Below are 15,760 nucleotides of genomic sequence, written 5' to 3' on the forward strand. Positions count from 1 at the left end.
CCGTGACGCTGGGCGAAGGCGTGGAAATGGTTATGCCTGGCGATAACGTGGCCATCACCGTGGAACTGATCGCTCCGATCGCCATGGAAGAAGGTTTGCGTTTCGCGATCCGCGAAGGTGGCCGTACCGTCGGCGCCGGTGTAGTATCGAAGATCATTCAGTAATAGTTGACAGGTTAATAGGCCAGTAGCTCAATTGGTAGAGTATCGGTCTCCAAAACCGAGGGTTGGGGGTTCGAGACCCTCCTGGCCTGCCAATTAAGACTAACCGGCGCGTATGCGCCGGTTGGTCTTTTGTCGCATACGCGCTGAGAATATCCGCATGGAAACGCAAGACAAACTCAAGATGGTGCTCGCGGGTGTGGTGGTTGTCGCCGGCATCGCGGGCTTTTATATGATCCCCGAGACGCAGGGCCTGCTGCGCATCCTCGCCTTCGTCGCCTCGCTGGCGATTGCGGCAGGGGTGGTGTGGCTGTCGCGCCCGGGTAAGCAATTCGTCGGGTACGCCCAGGACTCGATCACCGAAAGCCGCAAGGTCGTATGGCCGACACGCAAGGAGGCGATGCAGGTTACCGGCATGGTGTTCCTGTTCGTGTTTGTGCTCGCGCTGTTTATGTGGCTGATCGACTCGGGGTTGTCCTGGCTGTTCTATGACGTGATTCTGGGTCGAGGTTCAAATGGCTAAGCGTTGGTATGTGGTTCACGCCTACTCGGGTTTCGAGAAGAGCGTGCAAAAAGCCTTGCGCGAACGCGTCGAGCGTTCGGATGTGGCGGATCTGTTTGGCCAGATCATGGTTCCCGTCGAAGAAGTCGTCGATATCAAGAACGGTCGCCGTTCCATTACTGAACGCAAGTTCTTCCCCGGCTATGTGCTGGTGGAAATGGAAATGACCGATGAAACCTGGCATCTGGTGAAGAGCACCCCCAAGGTGACCGGCTTTGTCGGCGGCACCGCCAATCGCCCGGCTCCGATTTCCAAGAAGGAAGTCGATGCCATCATGCAGCAGATCCAGGAAGGCGTGGAAAAACCGAAGCCGAAGGTGCTGTTCGAAGTGGGCGAGCGCGTCCGCGTGATTGACGGCCCGTTCAACGATTTCAACGGCAGCGTCGACGAAGTGAACTACGAGCGCAACAAGCTGCGCGTTTCGGTTCAGATCTTCGGTCGCGATACGCCGGTCGAGCTGGAATTCAGTCAGGTCGAGAAAGTCTGAGCGGCTTGGCAAAAGAGTAGTGGGTGTGTATAATCATGCCCTTTCGTCTGGGAAGCGGGTCTGTGCCCGCGTTATACCCGAATCAGGAGCAAAATCGTGGCAAAGAAAATTGTCGGCTATGTAAAGCTGCAAGTGCCCGCTGGTAAAGCCAATCCGTCCCCGCCTATCGGCCCGGCGCTTGGTCAGCGTGGTCTGAACATCATGGAATTCTGCAAGGCGTTCAACGCCCAGACCCAAGGCATCGAGCCGGGCCTGCCGATTCCGGTCGTGATTACCGCCTACGCGGACAAGTCCTTCACCTTCATCATGAAGACCCCGCCGGCCACCATTCTGTTGAAGAAGGCCGCCGGTATCCAGAAGGGCAGCCCGAAAGCCAACACCGACAAGGTCGGCGTTGTGACTCGCGCCCAGCTGGAAGAAATCGCCAAGCAGAAGCAGCCGGATCTGACCGCTGCCGACATGGACGCCGCCGTGCGTACCATCGCCGGCTCCGCTCGTTCCATGGGTCTGACCGTGGAGGGTGTGTAAATGGCCAAGATTTCCAAGCGTCTGCAAGCTCTGAACGCCAAGATCGACAGCAACAAGCTGTACGCCGTTGACGAGGCTCTGGGCCTGGTCAAGGAAGCCGCTACCGCCAAGTTCGACGAGTCCATCGACGTCGCCGTCAACCTGGGCGTTGATCCGCGCAAGTCCGACCAAGTCGTTCGCGGCTCCGTCGTGCTGCCGCGTGGTACCGGCAAGAGCGTGCGCGTTGCCGTGTTCTCGCAAGGCGCCGCTGCTGAAGCCGCCCGCGAAGCCGGTGCCGACATCGTCGGTTTCGAAGACCTGGCCGAGCAAGTCAAGGCCGGTCAACTGAACTTCGACGTCGTGATCGCTTCCCCGGACGCGATGCGCGTTGTCGGTCAGCTGGGCCAGATCCTCGGCCCGCGCGGCCTGATGCCGAACCCGAAGGTCGGTACCGTGACCCCGAACGTTGCTGAAGCGGTTAAAAACGCCAAGGCCGGTCAGGTTCAGTACCGTACCGACAAGGCTGGTATTGTTCACGCCACCATCGGCCGCGCTTCTTTTGAAGCCGCCGCGCTGCGCGAGAACCTGCAAGCCCTGGTTGACGCCCTGCTGAAGGCCAAGCCGGCCGCAGCCAAGGGTCAATACCTGAAGAAGATTGCACTGTCCAGCACCATGGGTGTTGGTGCTCGCGTCGATACCAACTCCATCAACGAACAGTAATGGGGTGGCGGGGGGATTCTCCCCGCCGACAAAGGCTTTGGGCTGGCGGGCCATGATGGTTCGCCAGGTTGTCAAAGACCGTAGGTGCCGCAAGGCTTAATAGCGTAAGCATCCTACGCAGATGGTGTACCCGAAAGTAGGCTTCACAACGTTAAGCGCCCATGTAGCTCAGGGGTAGAGCACTCCCTTGGTAAGGGAGAGGTCGGCAGTTCGAATCCGCCCATGGGCACCATATGCGTTCAATATGATGTCTCCTGAATAGGTCGCCGCTGCAAAGCGAGGCGGGGTTTCCCGCTTCATTTCAGACTAGGAGTTAGACCTTGAGTCTCAATCTTGAAGATAAAAAGGCGATTGTGGCCGAAGTGGTTGCCCAACTGGCAACTGCCGAGACCCTGATCATCGCCGAATATCGGGGCATCGAGGTTAGCAGCATGACCAAGCTCCGTGCGCAAGCACGCGAGCACGGCGTGTACCTGCGCGTGTTGAAGAACACGCTGGTACGTCGCGCCGTTGCGGACACCGCGTTCGCCGGTCTGGCCGACCAGATGGTTGGGCCCCTGGTCTACGGCATGTCCGTGGATCCGGTCGCTGCTGCCAAGGTGCTTCACCAATTTGCAAAGGCTGACGACAAGATCGTCGTCAAGGCCGGCGCGTTCAACGGTTCCGTTCTGAATGCCGCTCAGGTTGCTGAGCTGGCGTCGATTCCGAGCCGTGAAGAACTGCTGTCCAAGCTTCTCTACGTTATGCAGGCTCCGGTTGCTGGCTTCGCCCGCGCACTGGGTGCCCTGGCCGAGAAGCAAGCCGAAGCTGCTTAACTTATTTAGATATAGATTTCAGGAGATTTTCACATGGCAATTACCAAAGAAGACATCCTCGAGGCCGTTGCTGGTCTGACCGTGATGGAACTGAACGACCTGGTCAAGGCGTTCGAAGAGAAGTTTGGCGTTTCCGCCGCTGCCGTAGCCGTAGCCGGCCCGGCATCCGCTGCTGCTGCCGTTGAAGAAAAGACCGAGTTCGACGTCGTTCTGAACGCCTGCGGCGATCAGAAGGTCAACGTGATCAAGGTTGTACGTGCCATCACCGGTCTGGGCCTGAAAGAAGCCAAGGATCTGGTTGACGGCGCACCGAAGACCGTTAAGGAAGGTGTCGCCAAGGCTGAAGCCGAAGACATCCTGAAGCAACTGACCGACGCCGGTGCCAAGGCTGAAATCAAATAATCTTCCTTGACAGAAGATGTGCAAGGCTGGCGGAGAAATCCGCCAGCCTTATTGCGCTTGTGTATTGCAGGATCAAAGAAGGTAAAAGCCAGCAATTATTGCGAGCGTGGCTGCTGACTTTTGGTTTCTTGCGCCACCACACCTCGATGGAGACTCTATGAGTTATTCGTTTACTGAGAAGAAGCGTATTCGTAAGAGCTTTGCGAAACGTGCCAGTGTTCTCGATGTCCCATTCCTGTTGGCGACCCAGATTGATTCGTATACCGAATTTTTGCAACTGGGTGTGCAGCTTGATCAGCGCAAGGATGCTGGTCTGCAAGCGGCGTTCAAGTCGATATTTCCTATCATCAGCCATAACGGCTACGCGCGTCTGGACTTCGCGCATTATGTGCTGGGCGATCCGCCGTTCGATATGCAGGAGTGTCAGCTCCGCGGTATTACCTATGCCGCTCCGCTGCGTGCCCGCATTCGCCTGACGATCTTCGACAAGGAATCGTCCAAGCCTGTCGTCAAGGAAGTGCGAGAGAACGAAGTCTACATGGGCGAAATCCCGCTGATGACGACCAACGGGTCCTTCATCATCAACGGTACCGAACGTGTGATCGTCAGCCAGTTGCATCGCAGCCCTGGCGTCTTCTTCGAACATGACCGCGGCAAGACCCATTCTTCGGGCAAGCTGCTGTTCTCGGCACGCGTGATTCCCTACCGCGGGTCGTGGCTCGATTTTGAATTCGATCCGAAGGATCAGCTGTTCTTCCGTATCGACCGTCGCCGCAAGATGCCGGTGACCATTTTGCTCAAGGCGCTCGGCTATAGCGAAGAACGGATCCTGTCCGAATTCTACAGCTTCGACACCTTCTATCTGAGCAAGGATGGCGTTTACCTGAAGGTCGTGGCCGATCGCCTGAAGGGCGAAGTCGCGAAGTTCGATATCGTCGCTGCGGATGGCAAACTGATCGTCGCCAAAGACAAGCGCATTACCGTGCGCCATATCCGCGACATCCAGGCCGCCGAGCTCGATCGTATCGAAGTGCCGGCCGACGCGCTGCTGGGCAAGGTACTGGCCCGCGCCGTGGTCAACACCGACACGGGCGAAGTGCTGGCCCGCGCCAACGAGGAAATCACCGAGGAAAGCCTGGCCAAGCTCGCGCTGGCCGATGTTTCCGAAGTGGAAGTGCTGTTCACCAACGATCTGGACCAGGGTGCCTATATCTCGCAAACCCTGCGTGCGGACGATATCCAGGAGCAGCTGCAGGCCCGCGTCGCGATCTATCGCATGATGCGCCCGGGCGAGCCGCCGACGGAAGAAGCGGTCGAGCAGTTGTTCCAGCGCCTGTTCTTCAGCGAAGAAACCTACGATCTGTCTCGCGTGGGGCGCATGAAGTTCAACACGCGTACCTATCAGTACAAGTTTGATGAAAAGACGCCGGAGTGGTTCCGCGAGCTGATCGGGACCAAGTTCTCCGATCGTCGCGACATCATGTCCGGCACGCTGGCGACCGAGGATATCGTGTCCGTCATCGCCATCCTGTGCGAACTGCGCAACGGCCGCGGCGAAGTCGACGATATCGACCATCTGGGCAATCGCCGCGTACGCTCTGTCGGCGAACTGGCTGAAAACCAGTTCCGCGCCGGCCTGGTCCGTGTGGAACGTGCGGTCAAGGAGCGTCTGAATCAGGCCGAGTCCGACAACCTGATGCCGCATGATCTGATCAATGCCAAGCCGGTCAGCGCCGCGATCAAGGAATTCTTCGGTTCGAGCCAGCTGTCGCAGTTCATGGACCAGACCAACCCTCTGTCGGAAATCACCCACAAGCGCCGCGTTTCGGCTCTTGGACCGGGCGGCCTGACGCGCGAACGCGCAGGCTTCGAAGTGCGCGACGTGCATCCGACCCATTATGGTCGCGTTTGCCCGATCGAAACGCCGGAAGGTCCGAACATCGGCCTGATCAACTCGCTGTCGATCTATGCGCGCACCAACGAGTTCGGCTTCCTGGAAACGCCGTACCGCAAGGTTGTAGACGGCAAGGTCACCGCTGATATCGACTACCTGTCCGCGATCGAGGAAGGTCGTTACGTCATCGCCCAGGCCAACGCCGAGCTGGACGAAAGCGGCACCCTGATCGACGACCTGGTGACGTGCCGTGAAAAGGGCGAAACCATTCTGGCGACGCCGGATCGCGTCCAGTACATGGATGTGGCCACCGGGCAGGTCGTTTCTGTCGCGGCCTCGCTGATTCCGTTCCTTGAACACGATGATGCGAACCGTGCCTTGATGGGCGCCAACATGCAACGTCAGGCTGTTCCGTGCCTGCGCCCGGAAAAGCCCTTCGTCGGTACCGGCATCGAGCGCAGCGTGGCGGTCGACTCGGGGACCACCGTGGTTGCACGTCGTGGTGGTGTAGTCGATCTGGTCGACGCCAACCGTATCGTCGTGCGAGTGAATGACGACGAAGCGGTTGCGGGCGAAGTCGGGGTCGATATCTACAACCTGACCAAGTTCACCCGTTCTAACCAGAACACGAACATCAACCAGCGTCCGGTCGTCAGCGTGGGCGACAAGCTTGCGCGCGGCGATGTGGTGGCAGACGGTGCATCGACCGATCTGGGCGAGCTGGCGCTCGGTCAGAACATGACCATCGCCTTCATGCCGTGGAATGGCTACAACTTCGAAGACTCGATCCTGATTTCGGAGAAGGTGGTGGCGGAAGATCGCTATACCTCGATCCATATCGAAGAGCTGTCCGTCGTGGCCCGCGACACCAAGCTGGGACCCGAAGAAATCACCCGCGACATTCCGAACCTGTCGGAACGGATGGCGGGACGCCTGGACGAGTCCGGCATCGTTTATATCGGTGCCGAAGTCGAAGCGGGCGATGTGCTGGTCGGCAAGGTTACGCCCAAGGGCGAAACTCAGCTGACGCCGGAAGAAAAGCTGCTGCGCGCGATCTTCGGCGAAAAGGCTTCCGATGTGAAGGACACGAGCCTGCGCGTTCCGACCGGCATGACCGGCACCGTGATCGACGTGCAAGTGTTCACGCGCGAAGGCATCGAGCGCGACAAGCGCGCACAGTCCATCATCGATGTCGAATTGAAGCGTTATCGTCTGGACCTGAACGACCAGCTGCGCATTTTCGAAAACGATGCCTTCAGCCGTATCGAGCGCCTTATCGGCGGCAAGGTTGCCAACGGCGGTCCGAAGCGTCTTGCCAAGGGCACCGTGATCGATGACGAGTATCTGGCCAGCATGACGTCCAAGCACGACTGGTTCGATATCCGCATGAGCGATGAAGATGTCGCCAAGCAGCTCGAACTGATCAAGGAAAGCCTGACCCAGAAGCGCGAAGAATTCGATCTGAAGTTCGAAGACAAGAAGCGCAAGCTGACCCAGGGCGATGAACTGCCCCCGGGCGTGCAGAAGATGGTCAAGGTCTACCTGGCCGTCAAGCGCCGCCTGCAGGCGGGCGACAAGATGGCCGGTCGTCACGGTAACAAGGGTGTGGTTTCGCGCATCCTTCCGATCGAAGACATGCCGTATATGGGCGACGGCCGTACGGTGGACATCGTCCTGAATCCGCTGGGCGTTCCTTCGCGGATGAACATCGGTCAGATTCTCGAAGTGCATCTGGGCTGGGCCGGCAAGGGTATCGGCGAACAGGTCGATCGCATGCTGAAAGAGCAGCGTGAAGTCGGTCAGATCCGCGCCTACCTGGAAAAGGTGTACAACGATACTGGCAAGCAAGAAAATCTGGACGAACTGGATGATGGCGAGCTGTTGACGCTGGCCGACAGCCTGCGCCGCGGCATGCCGTTCGCGACGCCGGTGTTCGACGGCGCCAAGGAATCGGAAATCAAGCACATGCTTGACCTCGCCTATCTGGACGAGGAACCGCGCACTGCGCAGCTGGGGTTCAATGATTCTAAGACCCAGATGACGCTGTACGACGGCCGCACCGGCGAAGCCTTCGACCGCAAGGTCACGGTTGGCGTCATGCATTACCTGAAGCTGCACCATTTGGTCGACGACAAGATGCACGCGCGTTCGACCGGTCCGTACTCGCTCGTGACCCAGCAGCCGCTGGGCGGCAAGGCGCAGTTCGGTGGCCAGCGTTTCGGTGAAATGGAAGTGTGGGCGCTTGAAGCGTATGGCGCCGCCTACACCCTGCAAGAGATGCTGACTGTCAAGTCCGATGACGTGACCGGCCGTACCAAGGTTTACGAAAACATCGTCAAGGGCGAACACAAGATCGATGCCGGTATGCCGGAATCCTTCAATGTGCTGGTGAAGGAAATCCGTTCGCTTGGCCTCGACATCGACCTGGAACGCTATTGATTTAGGCGTGACGGCCCCGGATTTCCGGTGCCGTCACCCTGACTGGAGACGCAATGAAAGCTCTGCTCGACCTCTTTAAGCAAGTAACGCAAGAAGAAGAGTTTGATGCGATTAAGATCGGCATCGCCTCGCCTGACAAGATCCGTTCCTGGTCCTACGGTGAGGTCAAGAAGCCTGAAACCATCAACTACCGCACCTTCAAGCCGGAACGCGACGGTCTGTTCTGCGCCCGTATCTTCGGACCGGTCAAGGACTACGAGTGCCTGTGCGGCAAGTACAAGCGCCTCAAGCACCGTGGCGTGATCTGCGAAAAATGCGGCGTGGAAGTGACCCTGTCCAAGGTTCGCCGCGAACGCATGGGCCATATCGAACTGGCCAGCCCGACCGCGCACATCTGGTTCCTCAAGAGCCTGCCGTCGCGTCTGGGCATGGTTCTCGACATGACTCTGCGCGATATCGAACGCGTACTGTATTTCGAAGCTTACGTCGTGACCGACCCGGGCCTGACGCCGATGCAACGCCGTCAGCTGTTGACCGAAGAGGACTTCCTGGACAAGGAAGACCAGTACGGTGAAGAGTTCAAGGCCATGATGGGCGCCGAGGCCGTGCGCGAACTGCTGCGCAGCATCGATCTGCCCAACGAGATCGAAACCCTGCGTCGCGAGCTCGAGTCGACCGGCTCCGATACCAAGATCAAGAAGATCGCCAAGCGCCTCAAGGTGCTCGAAGCCTTCTTGCGTTCCGGCATGAAGCCGGAATGGATGATCCTGGAAGTGCTGCCGGTGCTCCCGCCCGAACTGCGTCCGCTGGTTCCGCTGGATGGCGGCCGTTTCGCCACCTCGGATCTGAACGACCTGTATCGTCGCGTGATCAACCGCAACAACCGCCTCAAGCGCCTGCTCGAGCTGCGGGCTCCGGACATCATCGTGCGCAACGAAAAGCGCATGCTGCAAGAGTCCGTCGATTCGCTGCTCGACAACGGTCGTCGCGGCAAGGCCATGACCGGCGCGAACAAGCGCCCGCTGAAGTCCCTGGCCGATATGATCAAAGGCAAGGGCGGCCGCTTCCGTCAGAACTTGCTGGGCAAACGCGTCGACTATTCCGGCCGCTCGGTGATTACCGTCGGCCCGACGCTGCGCCTGCATCAGTGCGGCCTGCCGAAGAAGATGGCGCTTGAACTGTTCAAGCCCTTCATTTTCCACAAGCTCGAAGTCATGGGGCTGGCCTCCACCATCAAGGCGGCCAAGAAGCTGGTCGAGCAGGAAGTGCCGGAAGTCTGGGACATCCTGGAAGACGTGATCCGCGAGCATCCCGTCATGCTGAACCGTGCGCCTACGCTGCACCGTCTCGGCATCCAGGCGTTCGAGCCGGTCCTGATCGAAGGCAAGGCCATCCAGCTGCATCCGCTCGTCTGCGCGGCGTTCAACGCCGACTTCGACGGTGACCAGATGGCTGTCCACGTCCCGCTGTCGCTGGAAGCGCAGATGGAAGCCCGCACCCTGATGCTGGCGACCAACAACGTGCTGTCCCCGGCGAACGGCGAACCGATCATCGTGCCGTCGCAGGATATCGTGCTGGGTCTTTACTATATGACCCGCGACAAGGTGAACGGCAAGGGCGAAGGCATGGTCCTGGCCGACACCAAGGAAGTGCATCGCGCCTACGAAACGCGCCAGGTCGAGCTGGCCACCCGTATCACCGTGCGTCTGCGCGAGTGGGAAAAGGACGACCAGGGCGAATTCCAGCCGGTGATCAAGCGCTACAACACCACGGTTGGCCGCGCGTTGCTGTCGGACATCCTTCCCAAGGGGCTGCCGTTCGAGCACATCAACAAGGCGTTGAAGAAGAAGGAAATTTCCAAGCTGATCAATGTGTCGTTCCGTCGTTGCGGCATCCGCGACACGGTCATCTTCGCCGACCAGCTGATGTACACCGGTTTCAGCTTCTCCACCCGCGGCGGTATCTCGATCTGCGTCGACGATATGCAGGTGCCTGTACGCAAGGCCGCCTTGCTGGCCGATGCGCACAAGGAAGTGAAGGAAATCGAAGAGCAGTACCGCCAGGGCCTGGTTACCCAGGGCGAGCGCTATAACAAAGTGGTCGACATCTGGGGCCGCACCGGCGACAAGGTCGCCAAGGCGATGATGGACGAGTTGTCCAAGCAGCGCGTGCTGGATCGCGACGGCAAGGAAGTCGATCAGGAATCGTTCAACTCGATTTACATGATGGCTGACTCCGGCGCCCGGGGTTCCGTGGCGCAGATCAAGCAGCTGGCCGGTATGCGGGGCCTGATGGCGAAGCCGGACGGTTCGATTATCGAAACGCCGATCACGTCGAACTTCCGCGAAGGGCTGACGGTTCTGCAGTACTTCATCTCGACTCACGGTGCCCGTAAGGGTCTGGCCGATACGGCGTTGAAGACGGCAAACTCGGGTTACCTGACCCGTCGTCTGGTGGATGTGACGCAGGATCTGGTCGTTATCGAAGATGACTGCGGTACCACCAACGGCTTTACCATGAAGGCGGTGCTGCAAGGCGGCGACGTGATCGAAGCCCTGCGTGACCGTATTCTGGGTCGCGTGGCAGCGGTAGACATCGTCGATCCTTCGAGCGGCGAAACGGTATTTGAAGCCGGCACCCTGCTCGACGAAGCCTCGGTCGAACAGATCGATTCGCTCGGCATCGACGAAGTCAAGGTTCGCACGGCGATTACCTGCGACACGCGTTATGGTCTGTGCGCCCGTTGCTACGGTCGCGACCTCGGCCGCGGCAAGTCGGTCAATGCCGGCGAAGCGGTCGGTGTGATCGCCGCCCAGTCGATCGGCGAACCGGGTACCCAGCTGACCATGCGTACCTTCCACATCGGTGGTGCGGCATCGCGGGCAGCGGCGGCCAGCCAGGTTGAAGGCAAGTCGAACGGTACCGCGCGCTTCTCCAGTCAGATGCGCTACGTGACCAATAGCAAGGGCGAGTTGATCGTGATCGCGCGCTCTGGCGAGGTCGTGATCCATGACGACGTGGGTCGCGAGCGTGAACGGCACAAAGTACCGTACGGCGCGACGTTGCTGGTGACCGACGGCATGCAGCTGAAGGCGGGTACGATTCTGGCGACGTGGGATCCCCATACCCGTCCGATCATTACCGAGTACTCGGGCCGCGTGAAGTTCGAGAACGTGGAAGAAGGCACGACGGTTGCCAAGCAGGTCGACGAAGTGACCGGCCTGTCGACGCTGGTGGTCATCGATCCGAAGCGCCGCGCAGGGACCCAGTCGAAGATGCTGCGCCCTCTGGTGAAGCTGCTCGACGAGAACGGTCTCGAAGTGAAGCTCGCGAGCACCGATGCTCCGGTCTCGATCACCTTCCAGGTCGGCGCCATCATCACGGTGCGCGACGGTCAGGAAGTGGGCAAGGGCGAAGTCCTCGCGCGTATTCCGCAGGAAAGCACCAAGACCCGCGATATTACCGGGGGTCTGCCGCGCGTGGCCGAGCTGTTCGAAGCGCGTTCGCCCAAGGATGCCGGCATGCTGGCCGAAGTGACCGGTACCATTTCCTTCGGCAAGGACACCAAGGGCAAGCAGCGTCTGATCATCACCGATCTCGAGGGCAACGGTTTCGAAAACCTGATCCCGAAGGACAAGCATGTGCTGGTGCACGACGGTCAGGTCGTCAACCGCGGCGAATTGATCGTCGACGGTGCGGTCGACCCGCATGACATCCTGCGTCTGCAGGGTATCGAGGCGCTGGCCCGCTATATCGTCCAGGAAGTGCAGGAAGTGTACCGTCTGCAGGGTGTGAAGATTAACGACAAGCACATCGAGGTGATCATTCGCCAGATGCTGCGTCGCGTGATCATCACCGATGCCGGCGACACCGACTTCATCATGGGCGAGCAGGTCGAACGCGCCGAAGTGCTGGAAACCAACGACCGCATGAATGCCTCGGACCGTCAGCCCGCTCACTACGAGAACGTGCTGCTGGGTATTACCAAGGCTTCGCTGTCGACCGATTCCTTCATCTCGGCCGCGTCCTTCCAGGAAACCACGCGCGTGCTGACCGAAGCGGCTATCATGGGTAAGAAGGACGACTTGCGCGGCCTGAAGGAAAACGTCATTGTCGGCCGCCTGATTCCGGCCGGTACGGGCTTGGCCTATCACCGCAATCGCCGTCGCAGCAACCTCGGACTGGATGCGGCGCCGGATTCGATTGCCTTCGATACGCCGACCGAAAGTGTCGAAAATCACGAATAATCGTTGTTTTCGTTGCTAGTGTGAAAAAAACGCTGTCCATTCAACGGTTAACGTTGGGGGACAGCGTTGTTTCCATTGACGGTGGCCGAGTGCCTAAAATATAATCCACCGTCTTTCTTGGCGGCATGTTGCCGCTGTTTGACTCAAAAGGAACTGATAGTAATGCCGACTATTAACCAACTTGTGCGCAAGGGCCGCCTCGCCGCCACGGCGAAGAGCAAGGTCCCGGCCCTGGAGGCCTGCCCGCAGAAGCGCGGCGTGTGCACCCGTGTCTATACCACCACCCCGAAGAAGCCTAACTCGGCTCTGCGTAAGGTGTGCAAGGTTCGCCTGACCAACGGTTTCGAAGTGATTTCGTACATCGGCGGTGAAGGCCACAACCTGCAGGAACACTCGGTCGTACTGATCCGCGGCGGTCGCGTAAAGGACCTTCCGGGTGTGCGTTACCATACCGTTCGCGGCTCGCTCGATACCGCCGGTGTGAAAGATCGTAAGCAGTCCCGTTCCAAGTACGGTGCCAAGCGTCCCAAGTAATCCGGATGCCGTACCGCAGTACCCAGGCGGCCGCGTGCCGTCGAGTAAGTGGCGACTCTTGATGGGCGCCATGAGCGTAACGCTCAACTGAACCGATTTAAGGAATTGAAATGCCTAGACGCAGAGAAGTCCCCAAGCGTGAAATCCTGCCGGATCCGAAGTTCGGTAGCCAGGATCTCTCCAAATTCATGAACGTCGTCATGATCGACGGCAAGAAATCCGTTGCAGAGCGCATCATCTACGGCGCGCTGGACCAGATCGAGAAAAAATCCGGCAAGAGCCCGCTGGAAGTGTTCAATGCAGCACTGTCCAATGCCAAGCCGGTCGTCGAAGTCAAGAGCCGCCGTGTCGGTGGCGCAAACTATCAGGTTCCAGTAGAAGTCCGTCCGGCTCGCCGTATGGCGCTCGCGATGCGTTGGTTGCGTGATGCTGCCCGCAAGCGCGGTGAAAAGTCCATGGATCTGCGTCTGGCCGGTGAGTTGCTGGATGCCGCAGAAGGTCGCGGCGGCGCCATGAAGAAACGTGAAGAAGTGCATCGCATGGCAGAAGCCAACAAGGCGTTCTCGCACTTCCGCTTCTAAGTTAACTCAACCGACAAGGTTACGGCCGTGGCTAGAAAAACACCAATCGAGCGCTACCGCAATATCGGTATCAGCGCTCACATCGACGCCGGTAAGACGACGACGACCGAACGTATTCTGTTCTACACCGGTGTGAACCACAAAATCGGTGAAGTTCATGATGGCGCCGCCACCATGGACTGGATGGAACAGGAGCAGGAACGCGGCATCACGATTACGTCTGCCGCCACCACCACCTTCTGGAAGGGGATGGGCCTGCAGTTCCCGGAACACCGCTTCAACATCATCGACACCCCGGGGCACGTGGACTTCACCATTGAAGTCGAACGTTCCATGCGCGTGCTTGACGGTGCGGTCATGGTGTATTGCGCGGTAGGCGGCGTACAGCCGCAATCGGAAACCGTTTGGCGCCAGGCCAATAAGTACAAGGTTCCGCGCATTGCCTTCGTGAACAAGATGGACCGTCAGGGTGCCAACTTCTTCCGTGCCGTTGAGCAAGTGAAGACCCGCCTGCGCGGCAATCCGGTTCCGATCGTTGTGCCTATCGGCGCCGAAGACACCTTCCAGGGCGTCGTCGACCTGCTGAAGATGAAAGCGATCATCTGGGACGAAGCCTCCCAGGGTATGAAGTTCGAATATGGCGAAATCCCGGCCGACCTCGTTGCCGTGTCCGAAGAGTGGCGCGAAAAGATGGTCGAAGCCGCCGCTGAAGCCAACGAAGACTTCATGAACAAATACCTTGAAGAAGGTACGCTCAGCGAAGAGGAAATCGTAAAGGGTCTGCGCGATCGCACCCTGCGCTGCGAAATCCAGCCGATGCTGTGTGGTTCCGCCTTCAAGAACAAGGGCGTGCAACGCATGCTCGACGCCGTGATCGAACTGCTCCCTTCGCCGGTAGACGTTCCGCCGGTTGCCGGCGAACTGGACGACGGTTCCCCGACGACGCGCGCTCCGTCCGACAACGCCAAGTTCTCGGCGCTGGCATTCAAGCTGATGAACGACCCCTACGTCGGTCAGCTGACGTTCTTCCGCGTGTACTCGGGTGTGGTCAAATCCGGCGACACCGTGTTGAACTCGGTCAAGGGCAAGAAAGACCGTATCGGTCGTATCGTTCAGATGCACGCCAACGATCGTAAAGAGATCGAAGAAGTGTATGCGGGCGACATCGCCGCCGCCATCGGCCTGAAAGATGTGACCACGGGCGAAACCTTGTGCGGTACCGATGAGACGATCATTCTGGAACGCATGGTATTCCCGGATCCGGTCATTCACGTTGCCGTCGAACCGAAGACCAAGGCCGACCAGGAAAAGATGGGTATTGCGCTTAACCGCCTGGCCAAGGAAGACCCGTCGTTCCGCGTGCGGACCGACGAAGAATCCGGTCAGACCATCATCTCGGGTATGGGCGAGTTGCACCTGGAAATTCTGGTCGACCGCATGCGTCGCGAATTCGGCGTTGATGCCAACGTCGGTGCGCCGCAAGTGGCCTACCGTGAAACCATCCGCAAGAGCGTCGAGTCCGAAGCCAAGCACGTCAAGCAATCCGGCGGTAAGGGTCAGTATGGCCACGTCGTGCTGACGCTGGAACCGCTGGGCGAAGGCGGTGGTTACGAGTTCTCCGACGAAATCAAGGGTGGCGTGATTCCGCGTGAATTCATTCCGTCTTGCGACAAGGGCTGCCGCGACTCGCTGAACAACGGTATTCTGGCCGGTTACCCGGTCGTGGATATCAAGGTTCGCCTGACGTTCGGTTCCTACCACGATGTCGACTCGTCGCAAATCGCGTTCGAACTGGCTGCTTCCATGGCTTTCAAGGAAGGCATGCGCAAGGCGAGCCCGGTTCTGCTCGAACCGATGATGGCCGTCGAAGTGGAAACGCCGGAAGAGTACATGGGTGACGTGATGGGCGATCTTTCGTCCCGTCGCGGCATGCTGCAGGGTATGGATGACGACGGCCTCGGCGGCAAGAAGATTCGCGCCGAAGTTCCGTTGGCTGAAATGTTCGGCTACTCGACCACCTTGCGTTCGCTGTCCCAGGGTCGTGCTACCTACTCCATGGAGTTCAAGCACTACTCCGAGGCTCCGAAGCATGTGGCCGATGCGGTAATGAACGCCAAGAAGTAATGCGCGCTAGGCCGGGTCCAGGTGACCCGGTCCTGATCTAATTGTTCTTTAATCAAGGATTTTTGCAAAATGGCAAAAGAAAAGTTCGAGCGGACGAAACCGCACGTAAACGTTGGCACCATCGGTCACGTCGACCACGGCAAGACCACGCTGACCGCCGCTATCACCACCATTCTGTCGAAGAAGTTCGGTGGCGAAGCCAAGGGCTACGCACAGATCGATAGCGCGCCGGAAGAAAAGGCTCGTGGTATTACCATCAATACCGCGCACGTCGAATACGAAACCTC

General features: G+C 59.0%; 13 protein-coding genes and 2 tRNA genes. All 15 read left to right on the forward strand.

Features of this window, described 5'->3' with window-relative positions:
• A partial coding sequence (locus tag G520_RS24565) for an EF-Tu C-terminal domain-related protein (RefSeq protein ID WP_487042756.1) occupies positions 1-164 on the forward strand: 164 nt, incomplete at its 5' end.
• Positions 165-180: 16 nt separating this feature from the next.
• A tRNA-Trp gene (locus G520_RS0114140) sits at positions 181-256 on the forward strand.
• Positions 257-321: 65 nt separating this feature from the next.
• The gene (gene secE, locus G520_RS0114145) at positions 322-684 is read left to right on the forward strand and encodes a preprotein translocase subunit SecE (protein ID WP_028536231.1); all 363 of its coding nucleotides are present in this window, start codon (positions 322-324) and stop codon (positions 682-684) included.
• Positions 677-1,210 carry a transcription termination/antitermination protein NusG gene (gene nusG, locus G520_RS0114150; protein ID WP_028536232.1) on the forward strand — a complete coding sequence of 178 codons (534 nt, stop codon included), beginning with the start codon at positions 677-679 and terminating at the stop codon, positions 1,208-1,210. Before secE ends, nusG begins: the two co-directional genes overlap by 8 nt.
• Before the next feature lie 96 nt (positions 1,211-1,306).
• Positions 1,307-1,738: a 50S ribosomal protein L11 gene (gene rplK, locus G520_RS0114155; RefSeq protein ID WP_028536233.1), complete on the forward strand. Its 432-nt coding sequence runs from the start codon at positions 1,307-1,309 to the stop codon at positions 1,736-1,738.
• Positions 1,739-2,437 (forward strand): 50S ribosomal protein L1, encoded by a 699-nt coding sequence (gene rplA / locus G520_RS0114160; RefSeq protein WP_028536234.1) that lies wholly within the window; start codon positions 1,739-1,741, stop codon positions 2,435-2,437.
• Positions 2,438-2,594: 157 nt separating this feature from the next.
• A tRNA-Thr gene (locus G520_RS0114165) sits at positions 2,595-2,669 on the forward strand.
• A gap of 88 nt (positions 2,670-2,757) precedes the next feature.
• Positions 2,758-3,252, forward strand: coding sequence for a 50S ribosomal protein L10 (rplJ, locus tag G520_RS0114170; protein ID WP_028536235.1), 495 nt, complete (start codon positions 2,758-2,760; stop codon positions 3,250-3,252).
• Between the two features lie 33 nt (positions 3,253-3,285).
• Positions 3,286-3,654, forward strand: a complete 369-nt coding sequence (gene rplL / locus G520_RS0114175; protein WP_028536236.1) for a 50S ribosomal protein L7/L12 — start codon at positions 3,286-3,288, stop codon at positions 3,652-3,654.
• 157 nt (positions 3,655-3,811) lie between these two features.
• Complete coding sequence (gene rpoB, locus G520_RS0114180) at positions 3,812-7,987, forward strand: DNA-directed RNA polymerase subunit beta (RefSeq protein WP_028536237.1); 4,176 nt, start codon at positions 3,812-3,814, stop codon at positions 7,985-7,987.
• Between the two features lie 53 nt (positions 7,988-8,040).
• A complete protein-coding gene (gene rpoC, locus G520_RS0114185; RefSeq protein WP_028536238.1) occupies positions 8,041-12,234 on the forward strand; it encodes a DNA-directed RNA polymerase subunit beta' in 4,194 nt (1,397 codons plus the stop codon).
• A gap of 162 nt (positions 12,235-12,396) precedes the next feature.
• Complete coding sequence (gene rpsL, locus G520_RS0114190; protein WP_028536239.1) at positions 12,397-12,768, forward strand: 30S ribosomal protein S12; 372 nt, start codon at positions 12,397-12,399, stop codon at positions 12,766-12,768.
• Positions 12,769-12,878: 110 nt separating this feature from the next.
• Positions 12,879-13,349, forward strand: a complete 471-nt coding sequence (gene rpsG / locus G520_RS0114195) for a 30S ribosomal protein S7 (RefSeq protein WP_028536240.1) — start codon at positions 12,879-12,881, stop codon at positions 13,347-13,349.
• A gap of 27 nt (positions 13,350-13,376) precedes the next feature.
• Positions 13,377-15,473 carry an elongation factor G gene (fusA, locus tag G520_RS0114200; RefSeq protein ID WP_028536241.1) on the forward strand — a complete coding sequence of 699 codons (2,097 nt, stop codon included), beginning with the start codon at positions 13,377-13,379 and terminating at the stop codon, positions 15,471-15,473.
• Between the two features lie 69 nt (positions 15,474-15,542).
• A partial coding sequence (locus G520_RS22870; RefSeq protein ID WP_248620854.1) for a GTP-binding protein occupies positions 15,543-15,760 on the forward strand: 218 nt, incomplete at its 3' end.

Origin of the sequence: Paludibacterium yongneupense DSM 18731, assembly GCF_000422925.1 — a bacterium.
In the GTDB taxonomy this organism is placed as follows: Bacteria; Pseudomonadota; Gammaproteobacteria; order Burkholderiales; family Chromobacteriaceae; genus Paludibacterium; species Paludibacterium yongneupense.